Here is an 18,727-nt window from a genome sequence, read left to right as displayed (position 1 = left end):
ATATTCATGTAACTGAAAGAAAATTTATTTTGTCTAAAGTGTAGTGTAAAAGAGGATTCGCTTACATTGCAAGTGAAAAAGTAATGACTATATATTTGTCATAGAAATTCCCTATCAGCCGTGTACCTATTCATGATAGAATCGTTTTGTTATGAATGGAGATAGAGGTGCAATGGACATATGAATCATATACAAACAAATTTTTCGTCTTTTTTCAGTAAAATAATGATTGGTGCGATGCTCGCATTTTTTGTTTATAGTTGTTGGTCAGCGTTTGAAACAAGTAAGCAATTTTTTGGAGGAAGTACAACGAGTGTAACAATCGTATTGGCAATTTTCGTCATCCTCATATTGTTAGTGGCATCAATTTTACAATATCGTTTTACAGATAAACAATTTTTTATTTTTCTTATGAGCGTATCTATAGTTGTGAGAGTTAGTATGGTTTTAATTGTAGATGTTCCGATTATCGGTGATATGAAAGCGATGTATGAGTCTGCAAAGCAGATTGCAATTGGCAATAATATAGAGAATATAACACAGTTACCCTTTATCATTTATGAATCGATAGTTATTCGTATATTTGGTGATACGGTATTTGTTTTACAGTTATTTAATATTTTGTTCTGTACAGGAACTGCGTTTTTAATTTATCGTATTGCCGCTATGGTTTTTGGGGAAGAATGTGGTCGCGTTGCGTCCGTATTTTACGCTTTATATATTCCAAATATATTTATGAGTTCCTTATTAGCGCCTGAATCGCTCGCAATATGCTTATTTTATTTTGCTTGTTACATACTTTTATATAAAGGATTAGATCATCCTTATATGTGGGTGCTTTCAGCGATTTTATTTGCATTTAGCAATATGCTGTTCCCAATGGGGTTATTTCTTCCTATTTTTATTGCGGTATATGTGTTGTTAATTGAATTGTTTCAATCCGCAACGAAACAAAAAATACTATTAAAGATGATAGGGATGCTTATTCTATTTTATAGTGTTCATTTTGGCGTGAGTTACGGAATTAAGACGATGGGAATGTCACAATATACGATTTCGAATGAGACGTATGTTCAATCGGTTTTAATCGGTAAAAATCAAAAAGAGGAAAAAATACCGGGAAATCAAACTGTAATAGAACATATTGATCAAAAGTTAAAAGAGATTGAGAGTGAAAGATTTAAACTGCTAAAACCAGTAATGAATCAGTTTTCAGATGAGGGGATAAATTCTATCCTATTCAAATGTGAAAAGCTGATATATATAGCAATAACATTATTCATGGCTATAGCTTTATTACATTTCCTTATTAAGAAACAAAAGAATGAAGGATACATGTTGTTCTTATTGTTGATTAGCGGATATGTATTGCTAAAAATCTTTCAAGTAGATATGGCATACTATAATATTATTATGCCAGCATTGTTTATTTTACAAAGCTTTGGTGTCTATATGAGTTATATGTATTGTCAAAAAATATTTTTTAGAAAATAAAAAGAATCCAAAATGGATTCTTTTTTTATTGTTAGATGATGAAAAATCGTTATTAATATAAGCTTCGCCTTATCGGTTTAGTTCTAGTTGTAGACTATCAGCTGTTAGAGCCATTTTTGAAGAATCGTCTTGAATGCCCTTCATTACTTGTGAAATAGCTTCTAATTCATTTTCAATTTTTTTATTCTGTTCTTTCGAATTAGACATATCTTTTACGATTTCATGGAAGTATTGATCTGTCGCGTACATACTATCAGTTCCTTCAGATACGAGAGAACTAATCTGTTTTACAGAAGAAGAAACATGAATAATCTGTTCATTTGTTTTTTCAACGAGTTTTGTAACGTTGGAGATAGATTCTTTCGTTTGCTCTGATAATTTTCGGATTTCTCCAGCTACAACAGAAAAACCTTTGCCAAACTCTCCAGCACGTGCAGATTCAATAGCAGCGTTTAGTGCTAGTAAATTTGTTTGCTCTGCAATTGATTTAACGATATCTATGATTTCGTTAATTTTGTTAGAAATATTCAGAAGTTCATGAGTATCTGTAATGATAGTTTCCATATTTGTTTGAATGTATCCCATTCGTTTGTTTTGCTGATTTAATTGTTCTTTACCTTTATTAGCTTTTTCTTCTGATGTTGTTGCTAATGATGTACCGGTTTTGGCAATCTCTACAATAGTTTCGGATTTAGCAGTTAACTTTTGAATAGAAGAGCTTGTTTTTTCAGATACAGCTGCTAGTTCATTTGCAATATGTGTAATTGTCATAGCCGTTATTTCTTTTTCTTTTTCATGTTCTTTTTGAATTTGTTCATACTCAGATTCATAAGCTGCAAGAACAAGCTCTTGTTCAAGTGTGAATAATTTGTTTATTACATTTATAGAATATGAAAAATCATCGATTATTGTAATCTTTGTTTGTAAAATCTTTATGATGGAACGGAATAATTCTTGATAGGCAGCCGTATACCATTTTCTATGTAAGCCAATTTGAACATGTCTTTTGGCAATTCTGACACGTTGTTCAATAAAATCTTCGTGCATATCTCCACTGAATAATTCTTTAATATGTGTTTTTAAAGTTTGTTTTAGTTTTGGAATAGAGCTGTAACGTTCAATAATAGTAATTAAATTAGGTTGTTTTGTAATATTGGCATAGAATTTTTCTGTAATCCAATCTATTTCCTCATAAATAAAGGGCTGTAGTACTTTTACAATTTGTAAATCTTCCTTTGAAATATGTAGCATATCCATTTGAATCCTTAATTCGGAATTAGCAGGTACGTTAAAGGTTATTTGTTGTTCCTTACTTAATTCAATTATACTGGTGTTTGTTTTATGAGTATGTTTTTTAAAAACCCCAAGCATCGTTCTTCCCCCTGTTTGTGAAGCGTTTTCATTTTTGTTTATAATATAATTATATATTTTTATATTCAATTACTCTATATCTGTGTATAGAATAGTATATAAATTAAGAGAATTCTACATAGAATTCTCTTAATGACCTTTATTAATTTTAGCATGTGTTTTAAAGAAAACAGGGAAATGTACATTATATATTACAGTGACGACACGAATAATGAATGTTACTAATAAACAAACATAGAAAGCTAATACGTGCGCCCCCATTGCATGTGTGATTAAGAAGCTAATTGCTCCTAATATAGAAGCGATTGCGTAAATTTCTTTTCGGAATACGTAAGGGATATCTTGGGCGCATATATCACGCAAAATACCGCCTCCAATCCCCGTAATGACTCCCATTGAAACAACTAAAAATGAGGCATCAACATGATGTGACATTGCCGCATTTGCACCAATGGCTGTAAAAACACCTAAGCCAACAGCATCAGAAAGCATAATAACGACTTGAAGTTTATTGATACGCTCAAAAAACATACAAGTAAATAGTGCTGATAATACGCTTACGAAAAAGTAAATAGGTTTTACAAATGCGACAGGAGGCAGGTTACCGATCATAATATCACGAATAATACCGCCGCCGAGCGCAGTAGCTACAGCTAAACAAAGGACACCGAATAAATCTAAATCTTTTTTTAAACCAACTAATGTACCAGAAATAGCAGCGGCGATAATGCCAAGAAACGTAAATATGTCGATTAATAACATGGCTGTAATCCCTTCCTCCTAAAGATGTTCCAGAGAAAAAATATACACTAAAGTTATGTAAATAACAATGCATTTTCGTTACATGTAGAAAAAAAGAAAAAATAAGGAAGGAAAGCGTTTGAAAATGCAAATTTACTTTTTTTATGAGGTAAGGTTGGATAGAAATGTGAGACGTTTAATTAAAAAATATATGTTATAATACATATTTGAGATGAGAAAAATAATAATAATTGTATAGAGTGAATTTAGGTATAAGTTATGGAGGTTCTAGATGTTAAGGGAAAATAGTACAAGTAATAAATTTGAAAATTTTCTATTAATCTTTATTTTGTTGCAACCCATTTTAGATTTGCTTACAGCATTCTGTATAATGGTTTTAAAAATTGATACGACTATTGGAGTTATTACACGTTTATTCGTTATGCTTCTAGGTGGAATATATATTTTAATTCAAACAAAGAAGAGAGAGAGTATAAAATATATATCGTATATAATTCTAGTTGGAATTGTTTTCACTATTGGGTTAATAAATAATAAATTTACAAAGAACCCTATGGTGTTTACAGAAGAAGTTAAGTTTATAGCAAAAGCTTTATATCCGTTTGTTATGCTTACTTGTTATGTGTTTGTTTTTAAATCTTTAAAAGAAAAAAGACATTCAAAAATGCTTGAATATATTACGTATGCATCGTTAATCATAGGAATAGTAATGGTAGTTTCGATTGCAACGGGAACAGATTACAATAGTTATACGTGGTTGAAATTGGGGTCTCGTGGTTGGTTTTATGCGGGTAACGAGCTAGGATCTATTTTAGCCATCATGTGCCCAATTGTTATTTTGTATTCAATTGAAAAAACAAAAAGTATAGGTAAAGTATATTATTGGATTCCTTCAGTTTTAGTTGTCTATTCACTATTTGCAATTGGAACAAAGGTTGGTGTAGGAGCCATCTTTGTGGCAATGGCTATTGCAGTTGTTATGTGCTTTATCCAGGCATATACACAGCGTAAAGATGGAAAGAAAAATGTCTATTTATTAAATGGTTTTATTGCAATGACTGTTTTTGTAGGCATAATGGCATATACACCTTTTTCGCCATTTATGAAAAATATGGGATTCCATTTCCAATTTATTGAACAGCAACAGAGTGCGAAAAATGAAGAGAGAAAGAAAGAGGAAGCGAAAGAGCATAAACCTCCAGTGACAGAGAAAGAAAAGGAACAAGAAAAAGAAAGAGAGAAAGAAAAAGAGAAAGAAAAAGTAGCTGAGAAAAAGGAAGAAACTCAAGCTATTATTTTTAGTGGACGTCAAATATTCGAGCAAATGTATAAAGATTTTTATAAGGAAGCCCCAATGTCTCAAAAATTATTAGGTATGGGTTATGCTGGTAACTATAAAGCAGATCCGAAATTAATTGAACGTGATTTTCATGATTGGTTCTATTCATTCGGAATTATAGGATTTATTTTACTGGTAGTTCCGTTCGTATACTTTGGTATTAAATTCATCGCATGTGTATTTACTAAGTTTAAACAAATATTTACAGTGAGGTACGCAATGGTAATTGCAGCGATTCTGTTAGGATTAGGTATCTCATTTATCGCGGGGCATATTTTAATGGCACCTGGAGTAAGTTTTTACTTAGTAGTACTCATGGCATATTTAATAGTTGACTTGGAAATTGAATGATAGAAAAATAAAAGCTAGCATATGTTAGCTTTTATTTTTGTTATAGTAAATAAAAATAAAAATGGAGGATGTAAGAAATGAAAGTGTTGCATATTAATGCTGGTGCAGAAGAAGGTGGGGGGAAAACACATATTATTTCACTCTTATCTCAGTTTCCACAGAAAGAAGTGGAATTAATGGTATTTGAAGAAGGGGCGATTGCTAGAGAAGCGAGGAACCTCGGTATTCAAGTACATGTTTTTACTCAGTCATCTCGGTACGACCTATCAATTCTTTCAAAAATAAAATCATTTATTAATGAAAATCAATTTGACATTGTGCATACACATGGCGCACGAGCGAATTTCTACCTCTCCCTCTTGAAAAAAGGTATAAAAGCGAAATGGATAATGACCGTTCATAGTGATCCAACCTTAGATTTTATGAAGGGGGGATTAAAAGGATGGGTATTTACGAAATTAAATTTACGTTCTTTCAAGAAGGTAGATTTGTTTTTTGCAATTACGGAAAACTTTAAGGAAAATATAATAAAGCTTGGGGTATCAGAAGAAAAAATTTGTACAATTTATAATGGAATTGAGTATGATAATATTCCAGCAAAGGCTTATGATAAGAGTGAATTTGGTATCGATGAAGGAGTATTTACAGCGATCCAAGTAGCTCGTCTTCATCCTGTTAAAGGACATAGTATTTTATTTGAAGCGTTACAAAAAATTAAAATCCAAAATATAAAGATACTTTTGCTTGGTGATGGACCTATAGAAGCAGAATTAAAAGCGATGGTGAAACAAAAAAACTTAGAGGATAAGGTGATTTTTCTAGGTTTTCGTACAGATTCAAAAGAATTATATGCATCTGCACACATTAATTTGTTAACTTCTTATAGTGAAAGTTTCCCTCTTGTTTTATTAGAAGCAGCCAATCAACGCTTAACATCGATTGCAACAAATGTGGGGGATATGAGAAAGCTAATAGTTGATGATACATATGGATGGATTGTACCGATTGGTGATGCAGATTCGTTAGCAAAATCATTAGAAAATGCTTATGAAAAGTGGTTGAATGGGGAATTAGAAGAGATGGGAAATCGTTTATATGATTACGCATCTACTCATTTCTCGCTAAAGAATTTGTATGAAGATACTCGTAGTGCATATAAAAAACTTTTATTGAAATAGAGAGGATATTTAATTATGGCAGTACAAACAGTTGATATTCTAGGCGTTCCTTTCTCTACAATGACAATGGATGAAACAGTCCAATATTTAAAGGAACAACTAGAATCGGAGCAAAATGATACCTTTCAGGTAGTAACAGCGAATCCTGAAATTGTTATGTGTGCAAAAAAGGATGAAAAGTTCCATAAAACATTATTAAATACAGATTTAATTACACCTGATGGTATTGGGGTTGTAAAAGCAAGTGGTATGCTTGGTACACCTGTAAAAGAGCGTGTAGCAGGTTTTGATTTAATGTGTAATTTGTTTGCGAAGTTATCAGAAGAGAATAAACCAGTATCCGTTTTCTTATTAGGAGCAAAACCACATGTTGTACAAGCTGCAGCGGATCATTTAAAGAAGACATATTCAGCTGTATCTATTGTTGGTACGCAAGATGGGTATTTTAAGCAAGAAGAAGAAGAGAATATCGTTTCTCGTATTCAAGAAGCAAAACCAGATCTACTACTTGTTGCACTTGGTTTCCCAAGACAAGAGAACTTTATCCAAAACAATAAGCATCGTTTAGAAACGAAAATGGCTGTTGGAGTAGGTGGAAGTTTAGACGTATGGGCGGGAGAGGTAAAACGCGCACCAAAGTGGATTCAAGCGATTCATTTAGAGTGGTTTTACAGGTTATGTAGTAATCCAACACGCTGGCGTCGTCAGTTAGTATTAGCGGAATTTTTAAAAGAAGTAATGCGTTCAAAAAAGTAGCGAAATCTCGCTACTTTTTTTGTTGATTTTTGATAAATATTTTAAATTTTGGGAATGATGAAGGAGAATTTTTTACACGAAAGTATTTTACTTATGTAATTCACACATGTAAAATGATGTGTAAAGACACCTGTGTGAGGAGGACTTCTTGTGGGCAAGGTAAAAGAAATTTCGAAGCGAAAGCTACTTGGCATAGCGGGGCTTGGATGGCTATTTGATGCAATGGATGTTGGAATGCTTTCATTTGTAATGGTGGCACTCCAAAAAGATTGGGGATTAAGTACGCAAGAAATGGGATGGATAGGTAGTATTAATTCAATTGGTATGGCAGTAGGAGCGCTCCTTTTTGGGATACTATCGGATAAAATAGGCCGAAAATCAGTCTTTATTATTACATTATTACTATTTTCTATCGGTAGTGGTTTAACTGCTTTAACGACGACACTCGCGATGTTCCTCGTTTTAAGATTTTTAATTGGTATGGGGCTTGGCGGTGAGCTTCCGGTTGCCTCTACACTAGTATCAGAGAGTGTTGAAGCACATGAACGAGGTAAAATAGTTGTGCTATTAGAAAGTTTTTGGGCAGGTGGCTGGCTAATTGCAGCTCTTATCTCATATTTCGTTATTCCGAAATATGGTTGGGAAGTTGCGATGGTGTTGAGTGCGGTTCCGGCACTATATGCTTTATATTTAAGATGGAATTTACCAGATTCTCCGAGATTTGAAAAGGTCGAAAAAAGACCGTCTGTTATCGAAAATATAAAGTCAGTTTGGTCTGGAGAATATCGTAAAGCTACAATTATGTTATGGATTTTATGGTTTTGTGTTGTCTTTTCCTATTATGGAATGTTCCTTTGGTTACCTAGTGTAATGGTATTAAAAGGATTTAGTTTAATAAAAAGTTTCCAGTACGTACTTATTATGACATTAGCTCAACTTCCAGGGTATTTCACAGCCGCTTGGTTTATTGAACGTCTTGGGCGAAAGTTTGTTTTAGTTACGTATTTAATCGGTACAGCGTGCAGTGCCTACTTGTTTGGAGTTGCAGATTCATTAACAGTTTTAATCGTGGCAGGCATGTTACTATCCTTCTTTAATTTAGGTGCCTGGGGGGCATTATACGCTTATACACCTGAACAGTATCCGACAGCTATTCGTGGTACAGGTGCAGGAATGGCGGCCGCATTTGGCCGTATTGGTGGTATTATTGGCCCGTTATTAGTAGGCTATTTAGTTGCTGCACAAGCTTCACTTTCGCTAATATTTACGATCTTCTGTGGATCAATTTTAATTGGAGCACTTGCTGTAGTTATACTTGGGCAAGAAACAAAGCAAAGAGAATTAGCGTAAAAGGAAAGGGGGGACCGAGGTGGTTTCCTTTTTTCTGTTTTTTTAGATAAATAATGGTATAGTAAGAAAAAGGGATTGTTTCTTATTAAAGAGAATGTATACAACAGGACATACGGACAAAGGAATTAGGTGGTTGGATAAATGAAAATTTTACTTATCATGGAAGAGGCAGAAGAGCGAAGGAAATTAGTTGAGAACTTTACTGAGAATATTCGAAATATAGAATGTTTTGAAGCGAATACAGGAGCAGAATCTTTGTTAATAATGAAAAAACATACACCAGATTTTGTTTTTTTAAGTTCGCAATTAATAGATGGTACTGGTTTTGAATATGCGAGTTTATTACGAGAAGTAAATTGCTATACGAAATTTATTTTTATGGGTGAGGATATAGAAGAATCCATTACAGCATTTCGTTTTCAAGCATTTTATTATTTATTACGACCATTTCGTGAAGAAGATTTACAATTTCTTTTATATAGAATGGGTAAAGAGCAAGGAGAGAGAGCAAAGAGTTATTTGCGAAAACTACCGATAGAAGGTCAAGAGGGAATTAGATATGTTTTCCCAGAAGATATTGTATATGTGAGTAAAAATAAGGAGAATAAGACGGTTTCAATTTATACAACAAATAATCAGTATATTTCAACATATACACTTCAGGAATTGGAAAATAAACTAAATGTATATGATTTTTTACGTGTGCATAAAAGCTATTTAATTAATATGTCATATGTACAAGAACTGAAACCATATTATAACGGCACGTATAATTTATATTTAGACAGGTATGATGAGCAACCGATTCCAGTCAGCCGTAATTATGTAAAGCGCCTTCGAAATAAAATTGAATTATAGTAGGTAATGAGAGTATTTTAACATGATAAACTAAAAATCCTTCATGATAAGGAGGATTCAACTTAAATATTCAGAAAATTTAGTACAATCTCCACTAAGAAGTAGTATTGGGGGGATTGTATGTGAAGACGTTGAAGTCGATTTTACTTTGGGGGGTTATTACGGCAGTAGGAGCAGGTGCTTTTGGTGTAATAGCTTTATCACAAGGTGAAACTATTAATGCTGTGTGGCTCTTAGTAGCTGCAGTATGTGTGTATGCAGTTGCTTATCGATTTTATAGTAGATTTATAGCGAGAAAGGTTTTTGATTTAGATAATAATCGGCAAACGCCAGCCCATACATTGAATGATGGAAAAGATTATGTTCCGACAAATAAGTGGGTATTATTCGGGCATCACTTTGCAGCAATTGCTGGGGCAGGGCCTTTAGTAGGACCTATTTTGGCAGCACAGATGGGATATTTACCAGGGACAATTTGGATTATTGTCGGGGTAGTGGTCGCTGGAGCTGTACAAGATTTTGTAATTTTATTTGCTTCGATGAGACGTAATGGTAAATCGTTAGGTGAAATGATTAAAGATGAGATAGGCCCTGTGACTGGGCTCATTGCCATGATTGGTATTCTAGGCATTATGATTATTTTATTAGCAGTATTAGCATTAGTTGTAGTAAAGGCACTTATCGGAAGCCCTTGGGGAATGTTTACGATAGCGGCAACGATTCCTATCGCTATTTTAATGGGAGTATACATGCGCTACATTAGACCTGGCCGGGTTGGTGAAGGATCGGTAATTGGTATTATTCTACTTATTCTATCTCTTATTGGAGGTCAGTATGTAGCTGAAAACCCAACGCTTGCAAGTATGTTTACGTTTAGTGGTGAAACAATTGCTATTATGCTCATCGTATATGGATTTATTGCATCGGCATTACCAGTTTGGATGCTTTTGGCACCGCGTGATTATTTAAGTACATTTTTAAAAGTAGGGACAATTGTTGGATTGGCAATCGGTATTTTAATTGTAGCACCAGATTTACAAATGCCAGCAGTTTCAAAATTTATCGATGGAACAGGCCCTGTTTTCTCAGGTAACTTATTCCCGTTCTTATTTATTACGATTGCCTGTGGGGCGGTGTCTGGATTCCATGCGCTTGTTTCATCTGGTACGACGCCAAAAATGATTGAGCAAGAGGGGCATGCACAGCCAATCGGTTATGGAGCAATGTTGATGGAGTCGTTTGTAGCAGCAATGGCTATGATTGCGGCTTGTGTATTAACACCAGGAACTTATTTTGCAATTAACAGTCCGGCAGCACTTATCGGTACGGATGTATCTCAGGCGGCCCAAGTTATTTCTTCATGGGGATTTGCTATTACACCAAATGAATTAAAAGATCTTGCTGTAAACGTTGGAGAACAAACGATTTTATCACGTACAGGTGGCGCACCAACGTTAGCGATAGGTATGGCATATATTTTCTCACAAGTAATAGGTGGGACCGCAATGATGGCATTTTGGTATCATTTTGCCATTCTTTTTGAAGCACTATTTATTTTAACAACGATTGATGCAGGAACGCGTGTCGGTCGCTTTATGATTCAAGATATTTTAGGACATGTATATAAGCCGTTTGCGAAAACAGATTCTACATTAGCGAATGTAATAGCTACAACGTTATGTGTATTAGGCTGGGGATATTTCTTATACCAAGGAGTAATAGATCCACTTGGTGGAATTAATACATTATGGCCATTGTTCGGTATTGCAAACCAAATGTTAGCGGGTATTGCATTATTACTTGGGACGACAATTTTATTCAAAATGGGGAAAAAGGTGTATGTTTGGGTGACGCTTATCCCGACTGTCGGATTGTTAATTGTAACAATGACAGCTGGTTATCAAAAGCTATTTCATGAAAATCCCAAAATAGGATTTCTATCTCATGCAAAGGTGTTTCAGGGAGCATTAGATGAGGGGAAAGTGTTAGCTCCAGCTAAAAATGTCGCTCAAATGAAACAAATTATTTTCAATGATTATATCGATGCCGCACTTTGTGGGATTTTTATGATAGTTGTAATCGCCGTATTAATTTCTGCAATTCGAATTTGGATTCAAGTATTAAGAAATAAGCCGATGCCGTTAAAAGAGGCACCATATATTCCTAGGGATGAAAGTGAGTCGAGGAATTATGCTTAAAAAACTACGGCAAGTATGGGGTAAAAGGAAACAGTTTATTAGTTTACTTGTAGGGGTACCAAGTTATGAAGCATATGTGGAGCATATGAAAAAGCATCATCCAGAAGAAGAGATTGTATGTCAGAAGCAATTTTTCGCTGAGGCGCAAGAAGCTAGATTTAATGCGAAAGGCGGCAAGATATCACGTTGTTGTTAATAAAAAAGGGACGAATCTTCGTCCTTTTTTATTTTTTGCTGTTTCACGTGGAACAGCAAAAATAAATAAAAAGCTTTGGGAATTATAGGGAGTTCGTATACAATAAAGTAAGGAAAGGGATAGACGAAAAAGTAGGGAGATTATTTTATGTTAAGGGATTTATTTGTAAACACAACAATCATTCTTTCCTTTATCTTTATTGGAGGTCAGCTTTTAAGAGATAGTCCGTTAAAAGAAGGATTCTCTTTCTGGCAGAAATGTGTAGTAGGTATTTTTACTGGAATATTAGGTATATTACTAATGCATTTTGGTGTACATATTGAAGATATTATGTTGGATCTACGCTATCTAGCTGTTATTTTAGCAATTATAGTTGGAGGCCCGATAGCTAGTAGTATAACAGTTATTATGATTTTAATTACAAGGATAGTTTTTACCGAGTACTCTTTAGCCTCTGAATTGGCTTGCTATACAATTGTATTAAGTGGAATTGGTGTTATCTTTATTGCAAGAATGCAAATTTCCATTATGTTAAAGTTGATATGGTTACACGTATACTGCCTTTCTATTTTAGTAGTACCGATGTATATATTATTTAACGATATATCTGTAGTTGTACTGTATTTAATTTCAAGTATTACTACAGGCTACATAACATTCGTAAGTGCAAACTATGTTTTACAATCCAATGAGCTATTTCAAACGATGAAGCAATACGCAACGATAGACGCATTGACAGGTTTAGGAAACGTAAGGCAGTTTGATCTAGAGATGAATCATCATATTGGTAATAAACACATGGAAAATGATTCACTTTGTTTACTACTTATAGATATTGATCACTTTAAGTATGTAAATGATACGTATGGGCATCCTGCAGGAGACGAAGTGTTAAAACAAATAGGGTGTATTTTAAGAGGAATTTCAACATTTCCGGATTTGGTTTTTCGAAAGGGTGGAGAGGAATTTGCACTTTTGATACCGCAGAGGGGACTATCTTATGGTATTCATCTTGGGGAACAAATCCGTATAGCTGTTGAAAAACATTCATTTCAATTGTTAGATGGAACGAAAATAAAAATCACAGTGTCGGTAGGGATTTCAGAGTATAAAGGATCACAGGAACAGCTTATTCAAGCGGCTGATGACGCGTTATATTACTCAAAAAGAAATGGTAGAAATCAGGTCAATTCTGCATCTTAAAGGTAAGATGACCAGAAGATGTAAAGTTTATTAAAAAAAACACCCACAGAGGCAACGTATTAGCTCTGCGGGTGTTTTTATTTATACGCTAGACAAGCTCTTTCGGTGCAACGAATTTACGATATGCACCATGATGAGTTGGTCCTACGTATTCGTTAATCTTGAATGAGTAACGAATAGCAGCTGTGATAAATTCTTTAGCAGTTTTTACTGCTTCTTTCACAGATTTTCCTTTTGCAAGTTCTGCTGTAATTGCAGCAGAATATGTACAACCAGCGCCGTGTGTGTTTGTAGTATCAATTTTTTCTGATTCTAGAAGATCGAATGTTTCTCCGTCATATAGGACGTCGATTGCAGTTTCTGTACCTAGTTTACTACCGCCTTTAATTAGGACGTATTTAGCACCTAAAGCGTGGATTTTCTTCGCTGCTTCTTTCATGTCCTCAAGAGAATTAATTTTCACGCCGCTTAATTGGTAAGCCTCAAATAAGTTTGGTGTTACAACTAATGCTTTTGGAACTAAAACGTCACGTAAGCAATCATTCGTTTCAGGATGTAATGCTTCATCTGCGCCTTTACATACCATAACAGGATCAACTACTACGTTTTTGAAATTATGCTTTTCAATTGTTTCTGCAACCATTTCAATAATTTCTACTGATCCAAGCATACCCGTTTTTAAAGCATCTACGCCAACACCTTCAATTGTTGTTTCTAATTGTGGTTTTAATGTAGAAGCTGGGATTGGGAATACGTTATGTGCCCAACCGTTATGTGGATCCATCGTTACGATCGTCGTAAGAGATGTCATTCCATATACGCCAAGTTCTTGGAATGTTTTTAAATCTGCTTGTATACCAGCACCGCCACTTGTATCAGAACCAGCGATAGTAAGTGCTTTATTTAATGTCATTATGAAATCCCCCTCAAGTGATATAATGAAAACTATGTTTTCACCATTATATCAATGTTACGAATAAGTACAAAGTGAAAAGTAGATGATTTACTTTAGAGGCGATTTAAAATCTTGTATGTAGGAGATTGAGCATGTTTCGAGATAATCGTACAAATGAATTAGTTATATTAAAAGAAATTGCAGAAACACTAAATACATCAAATGATACATATCATGTATTGCAAGCGGTGCTAGAAAAATTGCTAAGTGTAACAGGTTTGACGACAGGATGGATCTTTCTTGCGGATGAAAATGGGAAGTATACGAAGTTGATCGATTACCAGTTACCAGAGGCACTGACATATGAAAACAAACGCCCGATGTGTGAAGGTGAATGTTGGTGTTTACGTGGATTTGTAGATGGGAAATTAGAACGAGCTGTTAACATTATTGAATGTAAAAGAATTAATAATGCAATTGAATACAATTGGGGAGATACAGAAGGAATTCTTCATCATGCTACAGTTCCTTTAAAAGCAGGAGGAGAAAAGTTTGGCTTATTAAATGTAGCGAGTCCAGGTAAAACACATTTTTCAGAAGAAGAATTAGTATTGCTCCAATCCGTTGCTTTCCAAATTGGGACGGCTTTAAAACGAACGAAATTATATGAAAATGAAAAACGAAGAGCACATTATTATGTGAAATTGGAACGTTTTATTCAAGATTTAAAAACAATTCATAGGTTTAATGTATTACCTGAAAAAGTTGTAAATCACGTAGGTGAAGTATTTCAATGGAATCAAGTGGCGTTTTTTATTAGAGAAGAAAAAGAATTATCTTTGCGAGCGTCTTTTAGTCAGGAAGAGTTACAAGAAGATGTAAAAGAAGCGGCAAAGAAGGCGCTAGTAAAAGGTGAATCGGTTCTTTTAAAACGTCAAATTGGTCATAATGTACATCTAAATGGAGCTGTTATTGCTACACCAATACATATTCAAAGCCATGTATTTGGTGTTTTATGTGTAAGTTTAAATAATGGAGAATTTGATGTGAATACAATAGATGTAATCCAAGCGCTATCGAATCATATTTCGTTAATAATAGAGAATTTAAGATTAAACGAGCAGCGTCGTGAACTTGTACGAATGGAAGAAAGAAATCGATTAGCAAGAGATTTACATGATTCTGTTTCACAGAAATTATTTTCATTAACCTTTATGACAAAAGGTGCTGAGGCAGTTTTAAAAGGTCAAAACGAAAAAGTGGATCGATCTTTGCATGACATGCGTGAACTAGCGCAAGGGGCATTAAAAGAAATGAGGACATTAATTTGGCAGCTTCGTCCGGCAGGATTAGAAAAAGGATTATTACCTGCTCTAAAGCAGTACGGTGAAAACTTAGGATTGAAAATTAGGGAGCAAGTTACCGGTGTTCGTGACTTACCTCGTGTGGTAGAAGAGGCATTATGGCGCATTGGACAAGAAGCGTTAAACAATGTAAGTAAGCATGCAGGTGTAAAAGAAGCGACGGTTTATTTTACAGTGACTGAGAAAAATGTATCATTAGAAATAGTTGATCAAGGAAATGGCTTTGTAGAAAAAGATATAAAAGAGAAAAAATCACTCGGTATGACTACGATGCGTGAAAGAGTAGAATTAGTTAGTGGAACAATTAAAGTTGTAAGTAGCAAGAGACGAACGAGCGTAAAAGTAAATGTACCATTATGATGTGAAAATGAGGGAAGTTTGTGAAAATAAAAGTATTGTTAGTTGATGATCATACAGTTGTTTTAAAAGGGTTAGCATTTTTCTTGAGTACACAGGAAGATTTAGAGTTAGTTGGAGAAGCAAATAATGGGAAAGAAGCATTAGTGAAAGTAGGAGAAACAAATCCTGATGTTGTACTAATGGATTTATATATGCCCGAAATGGACGGTGTTGAAGCGACAGCGTGTATTAAAAAAGAATATCCGGATGTGAAAGTAATTGTATTAACTAGCTTTTCTGATCAGGCGCATGTGTTACCAGCATTAAGGTCTGGAGCAAGTGGTTATATTTTAAAAGATGTAGAACCGGATCAACTTGTTGAAGCTATTAGAAGCGCATATAAAGGTAATATTCAATTACATCCCGATATTGCGAGCACCCTTATCTCTCAAACATTGCCTCAAGAAGAGAGGGCAGAGGAACATTTCGTTCATGTAGATGTATTGACAGCAAGAGAAAACGAAGTGTTACAACTATTAGCAAAAGGGATGAGCAATAAAGAAATTGCCTCTGTTTTAGTTATTACAGAAAAAACGGTTAAAGCACATGTAAGTAGTATTTTGAGTAAATTAAACTTATCTGATCGCACGCAGGCAGCATTATATGCAGTGAAAAATGGGATTGTATAAGACGAAAGTCGTAAGACCTAGTTCGCCTTTAGGAGGTGGACTTTTTTTATGGAAAAATACGTCTATGTGAGGACGAAATTGTCTTGATATAAAGATAAAATATGTTTGTAAGCAACAAAACAACAATTACAAGGGATACCTTTTTTAAAAACATATAACAACGTAAGAGTGAGTATTAGGAGGAAGAAATAATGGCAACAGTTTTATTCGTAAAAGCAAACAATCGTCCAGCGGAACAAGCAGTTAGTGTGAAATTATATGAGGCATTTTTAGCAAACTATAAAGAAGCACATCCAAATGATACAGTAGTAGAACTTGATTTATATAAAGAAGAATTACCATATGTAGGCGTAGACATGATTAATGGTACATTCAAAGCAGGTAAAGGATTTGATTTAACGGAAGAGGAAGCAAAGGCCGTAGCAGTTGCTGATAAGTACTTAAATCAATTTTTAGAAGCTGATAAAGTTGTTTTCGGTTTCCCATTATGGAACTTAACGATTCCAGCAGTATTGCACACGTATATTGATTATTTAAACCGTGCTGGTAAAACGTTTAAATATACACCAGAAGGTCCAGTTGGACTTATTGGAGATAAAAAAATCGCATTATTAAACGCACGCGGTGGTGTATATTCTGAAGGTCCAGCGGCTGAAGTAGAAATGGCCGTTAAATATGTAGCAAGTATGATGGGCTTCTTCGGTGCAACAAACATGGAAACAGTGGTTATTGAAGGACATAACCAATTCCCAGATAAAGCAGAAGAAATCATTACTGCGGGTCTTGAAGAAGCAGCTAAAGTAGCAAGCAAATTTTAATTGAAATTATAATCGCCACTCAAAGAAACAGCATTAACATAAACGTTAATGCTGTTTCTTTATATTTTTAACTCATCAGCAAGTTTTTCTAATTGACTTCGATCTTGTATATAATATGTTCGGCCTTCTTTTTTTAAATAATTTTGCTGGCAAAACTGGTTTAATACGTATAAAAGGTGACGATAACTGACGTTTAAGTATTCTGAGGCTTCGGTATGTTTTTCGGTATAGCAATTATTTTGTTCTGTTAATAGAATAAACGTCGCTAATCGATTTTCGAACGGATAACTATTGTTTTTTGCATAACTTTCTGTTCGGGCAATTGTTTTTTCGCCAATGAATTTGCATAGTTTCTGTAAAAAGGTAGCATCTTGCAATAAAAGATGCTGACAATCTTTAAGAGGAAGTGCTAAGCAAATACAATCATCGATTACCTCAACTGCTTTAGTAAAGGATTCTACACCAATTAATCCTAATTCTCCAATGAACGAAGGTGCTTGAATAAAGTTAATTAATGAAACCTTTCCGTTTTTGTGACTCATATATATTTTTGCTTTCCCAGAAATTAAATAATAAAGATAAGGGAAATCAACCCCTTCAGTACATATCTTTTCTTTCTTTTGAAAGGAATGTAGCTCAGCATACGGTAAGACATCAAAAGAAAAAAGAGTGTGGAGATTGTAAGTTTGCATGTAATGAGAAATTTCTTCATTGTTTTTGCTGACTTTCATATTTTCACCTCATATTTAGTATGAGATATCTCCTATTATTTTTACAAGAAAGAATGATACGGTTTACTTAAATTTGTTTTTGTAGAAAAGAGAGTGTGAGGGGTTTATGAAAAAATATAAAACATTGTTGTTTGATGTAGATGATACACTGTTAGATTTCCAGAAGACGGAGAAAGTGGCATTACGTATGCTTTTTGAGGAGAAAGGGATTCCTCTAACTAGTGAGGTTGAAGCGCGTTATAAAAAAGTTAATAAAGGTCTTTGGGATGTTTTTGAAAAAGGCGAAATCAACCGCGATGAAGTTGTAAATACACGTTTTTCCATTTTATTCAAAGAGTACGGGGAAGAAGTAGATGGGATATTATTCGAAAATAATTACCGTAGCTACTTAGAAGAAGGAAATCAACTCATACAAGGTGCATTTGAATTTATAAATCAAATTCAAAATGAGTATGATTTATATATAGTGACAAACGGCGTTTCTAAGACGCAAGATAAACGTTTACGTAATGCAGGGTTACATTCATTGTTTAAAGGTATTTTTGTTTCTGAAGATACAGGTTTTCAAAAGCCGATGAAAGAGTATTTTGATTATGTTTTTGAACGGATTCCTAACTTTGCTTCTGAAGAAGGGCTTATTATTGGGGATTCATTAAGCGCCGATATTAAAGGTGGATATGTAGCGGGAATTGATACTTGTTGGTTTAATCCAGAAAAGAAATTAAATGATAGCGAGATTGTGCCAACATATGAAGTGCATAGTTTTGAAGATTTATACGCCCGATTGGTGAAGGCTAATAATCAGTGGGGGATGAACAAAACCCCTACTGATTAA

General features: G+C 34.3%; 17 protein-coding genes and 1 pseudogene. 13 read left to right on the top strand and 5 right to left on the bottom strand.

Annotated features, from left to right (window positions below; genetic code table 11):
• The first annotated feature begins 180 nt into the window (after positions 1-180).
• A complete protein-coding gene (locus JDS95_RS19445; protein WP_199690724.1) occupies positions 181-1,494 on the top strand; it encodes an ArnT family glycosyltransferase in 1,314 nt (437 codons plus the stop codon).
• Between the two features lie 69 nt (positions 1,495-1,563).
• Here JDS95_RS19445 and JDS95_RS32160 read toward each other — a convergent pair whose 3' ends face one another.
• From JDS95_RS32160 to JDS95_RS19435, 3 genes and pseudogenes are all read right to left on the bottom strand, one after another.
• Entirely contained in the window at positions 1,564-2,370 is an 807-nt protein-coding gene (locus JDS95_RS32160) for a methyl-accepting chemotaxis protein (protein ID WP_370512683.1), read from the bottom strand.
• Positions 2,368-2,745 (bottom strand): annotated as a pseudogene (locus JDS95_RS32155) (protoglobin family protein); the annotation flags it as partial. The gene JDS95_RS32160 and the pseudogene JDS95_RS32155, both read right to left, overlap by 3 nt.
• 249 nt (positions 2,746-2,994) lie before the next feature.
• Positions 2,995-3,627, bottom strand: coding sequence for a trimeric intracellular cation channel family protein (locus JDS95_RS19435; RefSeq protein WP_000924369.1), 633 nt, complete (start codon positions 3,625-3,627; stop codon positions 2,995-2,997).
• A gap of 271 nt (positions 3,628-3,898) precedes the next feature.
• On the opposite strand from JDS95_RS19435, the gene JDS95_RS19430 reads away from it, so the two are divergent.
• The 8 genes from JDS95_RS19430 to JDS95_RS19395 all read left to right on the top strand — a co-directional run bounded on the left by JDS95_RS19430 (position 3,899) and on the right by JDS95_RS19395 (position 13,056).
• Positions 3,899-5,317 carry an O-antigen ligase family protein gene (locus JDS95_RS19430; RefSeq protein WP_000943145.1) on the top strand — a complete coding sequence of 473 codons (1,419 nt, stop codon included), beginning with the start codon at positions 3,899-3,901 and terminating at the stop codon, positions 5,315-5,317.
• Positions 5,318-5,394: 77 nt separating this feature from the next.
• Entirely contained in the window at positions 5,395-6,495 is a 1,101-nt protein-coding gene (locus JDS95_RS19425) for a glycosyltransferase family 4 protein (RefSeq protein WP_000865928.1), read from the top strand.
• 15 nt (positions 6,496-6,510) lie between these two features.
• Positions 6,511-7,251, top strand: a complete 741-nt coding sequence (locus JDS95_RS19420) for a WecB/TagA/CpsF family glycosyltransferase (protein ID WP_000290755.1) — start codon at positions 6,511-6,513, stop codon at positions 7,249-7,251.
• Between the two features lie 150 nt (positions 7,252-7,401).
• On the top strand, positions 7,402-8,601 hold the full coding sequence (locus JDS95_RS19415; protein ID WP_000521085.1) for an MFS transporter: 1,200 nt from the start codon (positions 7,402-7,404) through the stop codon (positions 8,599-8,601).
• Positions 8,602-8,742: 141 nt separating this feature from the next.
• Positions 8,743-9,459 carry a LytR/AlgR family response regulator transcription factor gene (locus tag JDS95_RS19410; protein ID WP_085450926.1) on the top strand — a complete coding sequence of 239 codons (717 nt, stop codon included), beginning with the start codon at positions 8,743-8,745 and terminating at the stop codon, positions 9,457-9,459.
• A 122-nt stretch (positions 9,460-9,581) separates the two neighbouring features.
• Positions 9,582-11,657, top strand: a complete 2,076-nt coding sequence (gene cstA / locus JDS95_RS19405) for a carbon starvation protein CstA (RefSeq protein ID WP_000854304.1) — start codon at positions 9,582-9,584, stop codon at positions 11,655-11,657.
• Positions 11,650-11,853, top strand: coding sequence for a YbdD/YjiX family protein (locus tag JDS95_RS19400; protein ID WP_000914411.1), 204 nt, complete (start codon positions 11,650-11,652; stop codon positions 11,851-11,853). Before cstA ends, JDS95_RS19400 begins: the two co-directional genes overlap by 8 nt.
• A 147-nt stretch (positions 11,854-12,000) precedes the next feature.
• Entirely contained in the window at positions 12,001-13,056 is a 1,056-nt protein-coding gene (locus tag JDS95_RS19395; RefSeq protein WP_000942910.1) for a diguanylate cyclase, read from the top strand.
• 88 nt (positions 13,057-13,144) lie between these two features.
• On the opposite strand, the gene pdxK is transcribed toward JDS95_RS19395, so the two are convergent.
• On the bottom strand, positions 13,145-13,969 hold the full coding sequence (gene pdxK / locus JDS95_RS19390) for a pyridoxine/pyridoxal/pyridoxamine kinase (RefSeq protein ID WP_000174255.1): 825 nt from the start codon (positions 13,967-13,969) through the stop codon (positions 13,145-13,147).
• 134 nt (positions 13,970-14,103) lie between these two features.
• Between pdxK and JDS95_RS19385 the strand changes: the two genes are divergently transcribed.
• The 3 genes from JDS95_RS19385 (at position 14,104) to JDS95_RS19375 (ending at position 17,161) form a co-directional block, all read left to right on the top strand.
• The gene (locus JDS95_RS19385) at positions 14,104-15,675 is read left to right on the top strand and encodes a GAF domain-containing sensor histidine kinase (protein ID WP_000488135.1); all 1,572 of its coding nucleotides are present in this window, start codon (positions 14,104-14,106) and stop codon (positions 15,673-15,675) included.
• Positions 15,676-15,695: 20 nt separating this feature from the next.
• The gene (locus JDS95_RS19380; protein WP_000695803.1) at positions 15,696-16,343 is read left to right on the top strand and encodes a response regulator; all 648 of its coding nucleotides are present in this window, start codon (positions 15,696-15,698) and stop codon (positions 16,341-16,343) included.
• 191 nt (positions 16,344-16,534) lie between these two features.
• The gene (locus tag JDS95_RS19375; RefSeq protein WP_000246726.1) at positions 16,535-17,161 is read left to right on the top strand and encodes an FMN-dependent NADH-azoreductase; all 627 of its coding nucleotides are present in this window, start codon (positions 16,535-16,537) and stop codon (positions 17,159-17,161) included.
• A gap of 59 nt (positions 17,162-17,220) precedes the next feature.
• Here the strand turns inward: JDS95_RS19375 and JDS95_RS19370 are convergent, their stop codons facing one another.
• Entirely contained in the window at positions 17,221-17,892 is a 672-nt protein-coding gene (locus tag JDS95_RS19370; protein WP_000868706.1) for a transcriptional regulator YeiL, read from the bottom strand.
• 106 nt (positions 17,893-17,998) lie between these two features.
• On the opposite strand from JDS95_RS19370, the gene JDS95_RS19365 reads away from it, so the two are divergent.
• Positions 17,999-18,727 (top strand): YjjG family noncanonical pyrimidine nucleotidase, encoded by a 729-nt coding sequence (locus tag JDS95_RS19365; protein ID WP_000760210.1) that lies wholly within the window; start codon positions 17,999-18,001, stop codon positions 18,725-18,727.

The sequence above is a fragment of the Bacillus cereus group sp. N24 genome, from assembly GCF_016483345.1.
GTDB classification, from domain to species: domain Bacteria; phylum Bacillota; class Bacilli; order Bacillales; family Bacillaceae_G; genus Bacillus_A; species Bacillus_A toyonensis.
Note: the sequence above shows the minus strand (reverse complement) of the source record. Positions and strands in the feature narration are given on the sequence as shown.

Excerpts from the sequence above, each read along its gene's own strand:
- JDS95_RS19385 (WP_000488135.1), top strand. The coding sequence starts at position 14,104 with ATGTTTCGAGATAATCGTACAAATGAATTAGTTATATTAAAAGAAATT.
- JDS95_RS19445 (WP_199690724.1), top strand. The coding sequence starts at position 181 with ATGAATCATATACAAACAAATTTTTCGTCTTTTTTCAGTAAAATAATG.
- JDS95_RS19410 (WP_085450926.1), top strand. The coding sequence starts at position 8,743 with ATGAAAATTTTACTTATCATGGAAGAGGCAGAAGAGCGAAGGAAATTA.
- JDS95_RS19420 (WP_000290755.1), top strand. The coding sequence starts at position 6,511 with ATGGCAGTACAAACAGTTGATATTCTAGGCGTTCCTTTCTCTACAATG.
- JDS95_RS19425 (WP_000865928.1), top strand. The coding sequence starts at position 5,395 with ATGAAAGTGTTGCATATTAATGCTGGTGCAGAAGAAGGTGGGGGGAAA.
- JDS95_RS19370 (WP_000868706.1), bottom strand. The coding sequence starts at position 17,892 with ATGAAAGTCAGCAAAAACAATGAAGAAATTTCTCATTACATGCAAACT.
- JDS95_RS19395 (WP_000942910.1), top strand. The coding sequence starts at position 12,001 with ATGTTAAGGGATTTATTTGTAAACACAACAATCATTCTTTCCTTTATC.
- JDS95_RS19435 (WP_000924369.1), bottom strand. The coding sequence starts at position 3,627 with ATGTTATTAATCGACATATTTACGTTTCTTGGCATTATCGCCGCTGCT.
- JDS95_RS19430 (WP_000943145.1), top strand. The coding sequence starts at position 3,899 with ATGTTAAGGGAAAATAGTACAAGTAATAAATTTGAAAATTTTCTATTA.
- JDS95_RS19365 (WP_000760210.1), top strand. The coding sequence starts at position 17,999 with ATGAAAAAATATAAAACATTGTTGTTTGATGTAGATGATACACTGTTA.
- pdxK (WP_000174255.1), bottom strand. The coding sequence starts at position 13,969 with ATGACATTAAATAAAGCACTTACTATCGCTGGTTCTGATACAAGTGGC.
- JDS95_RS19375 (WP_000246726.1), top strand. The coding sequence starts at position 16,535 with ATGGCAACAGTTTTATTCGTAAAAGCAAACAATCGTCCAGCGGAACAA.
- JDS95_RS19400 (WP_000914411.1), top strand. The coding sequence starts at position 11,650 with ATGCTTAAAAAACTACGGCAAGTATGGGGTAAAAGGAAACAGTTTATT.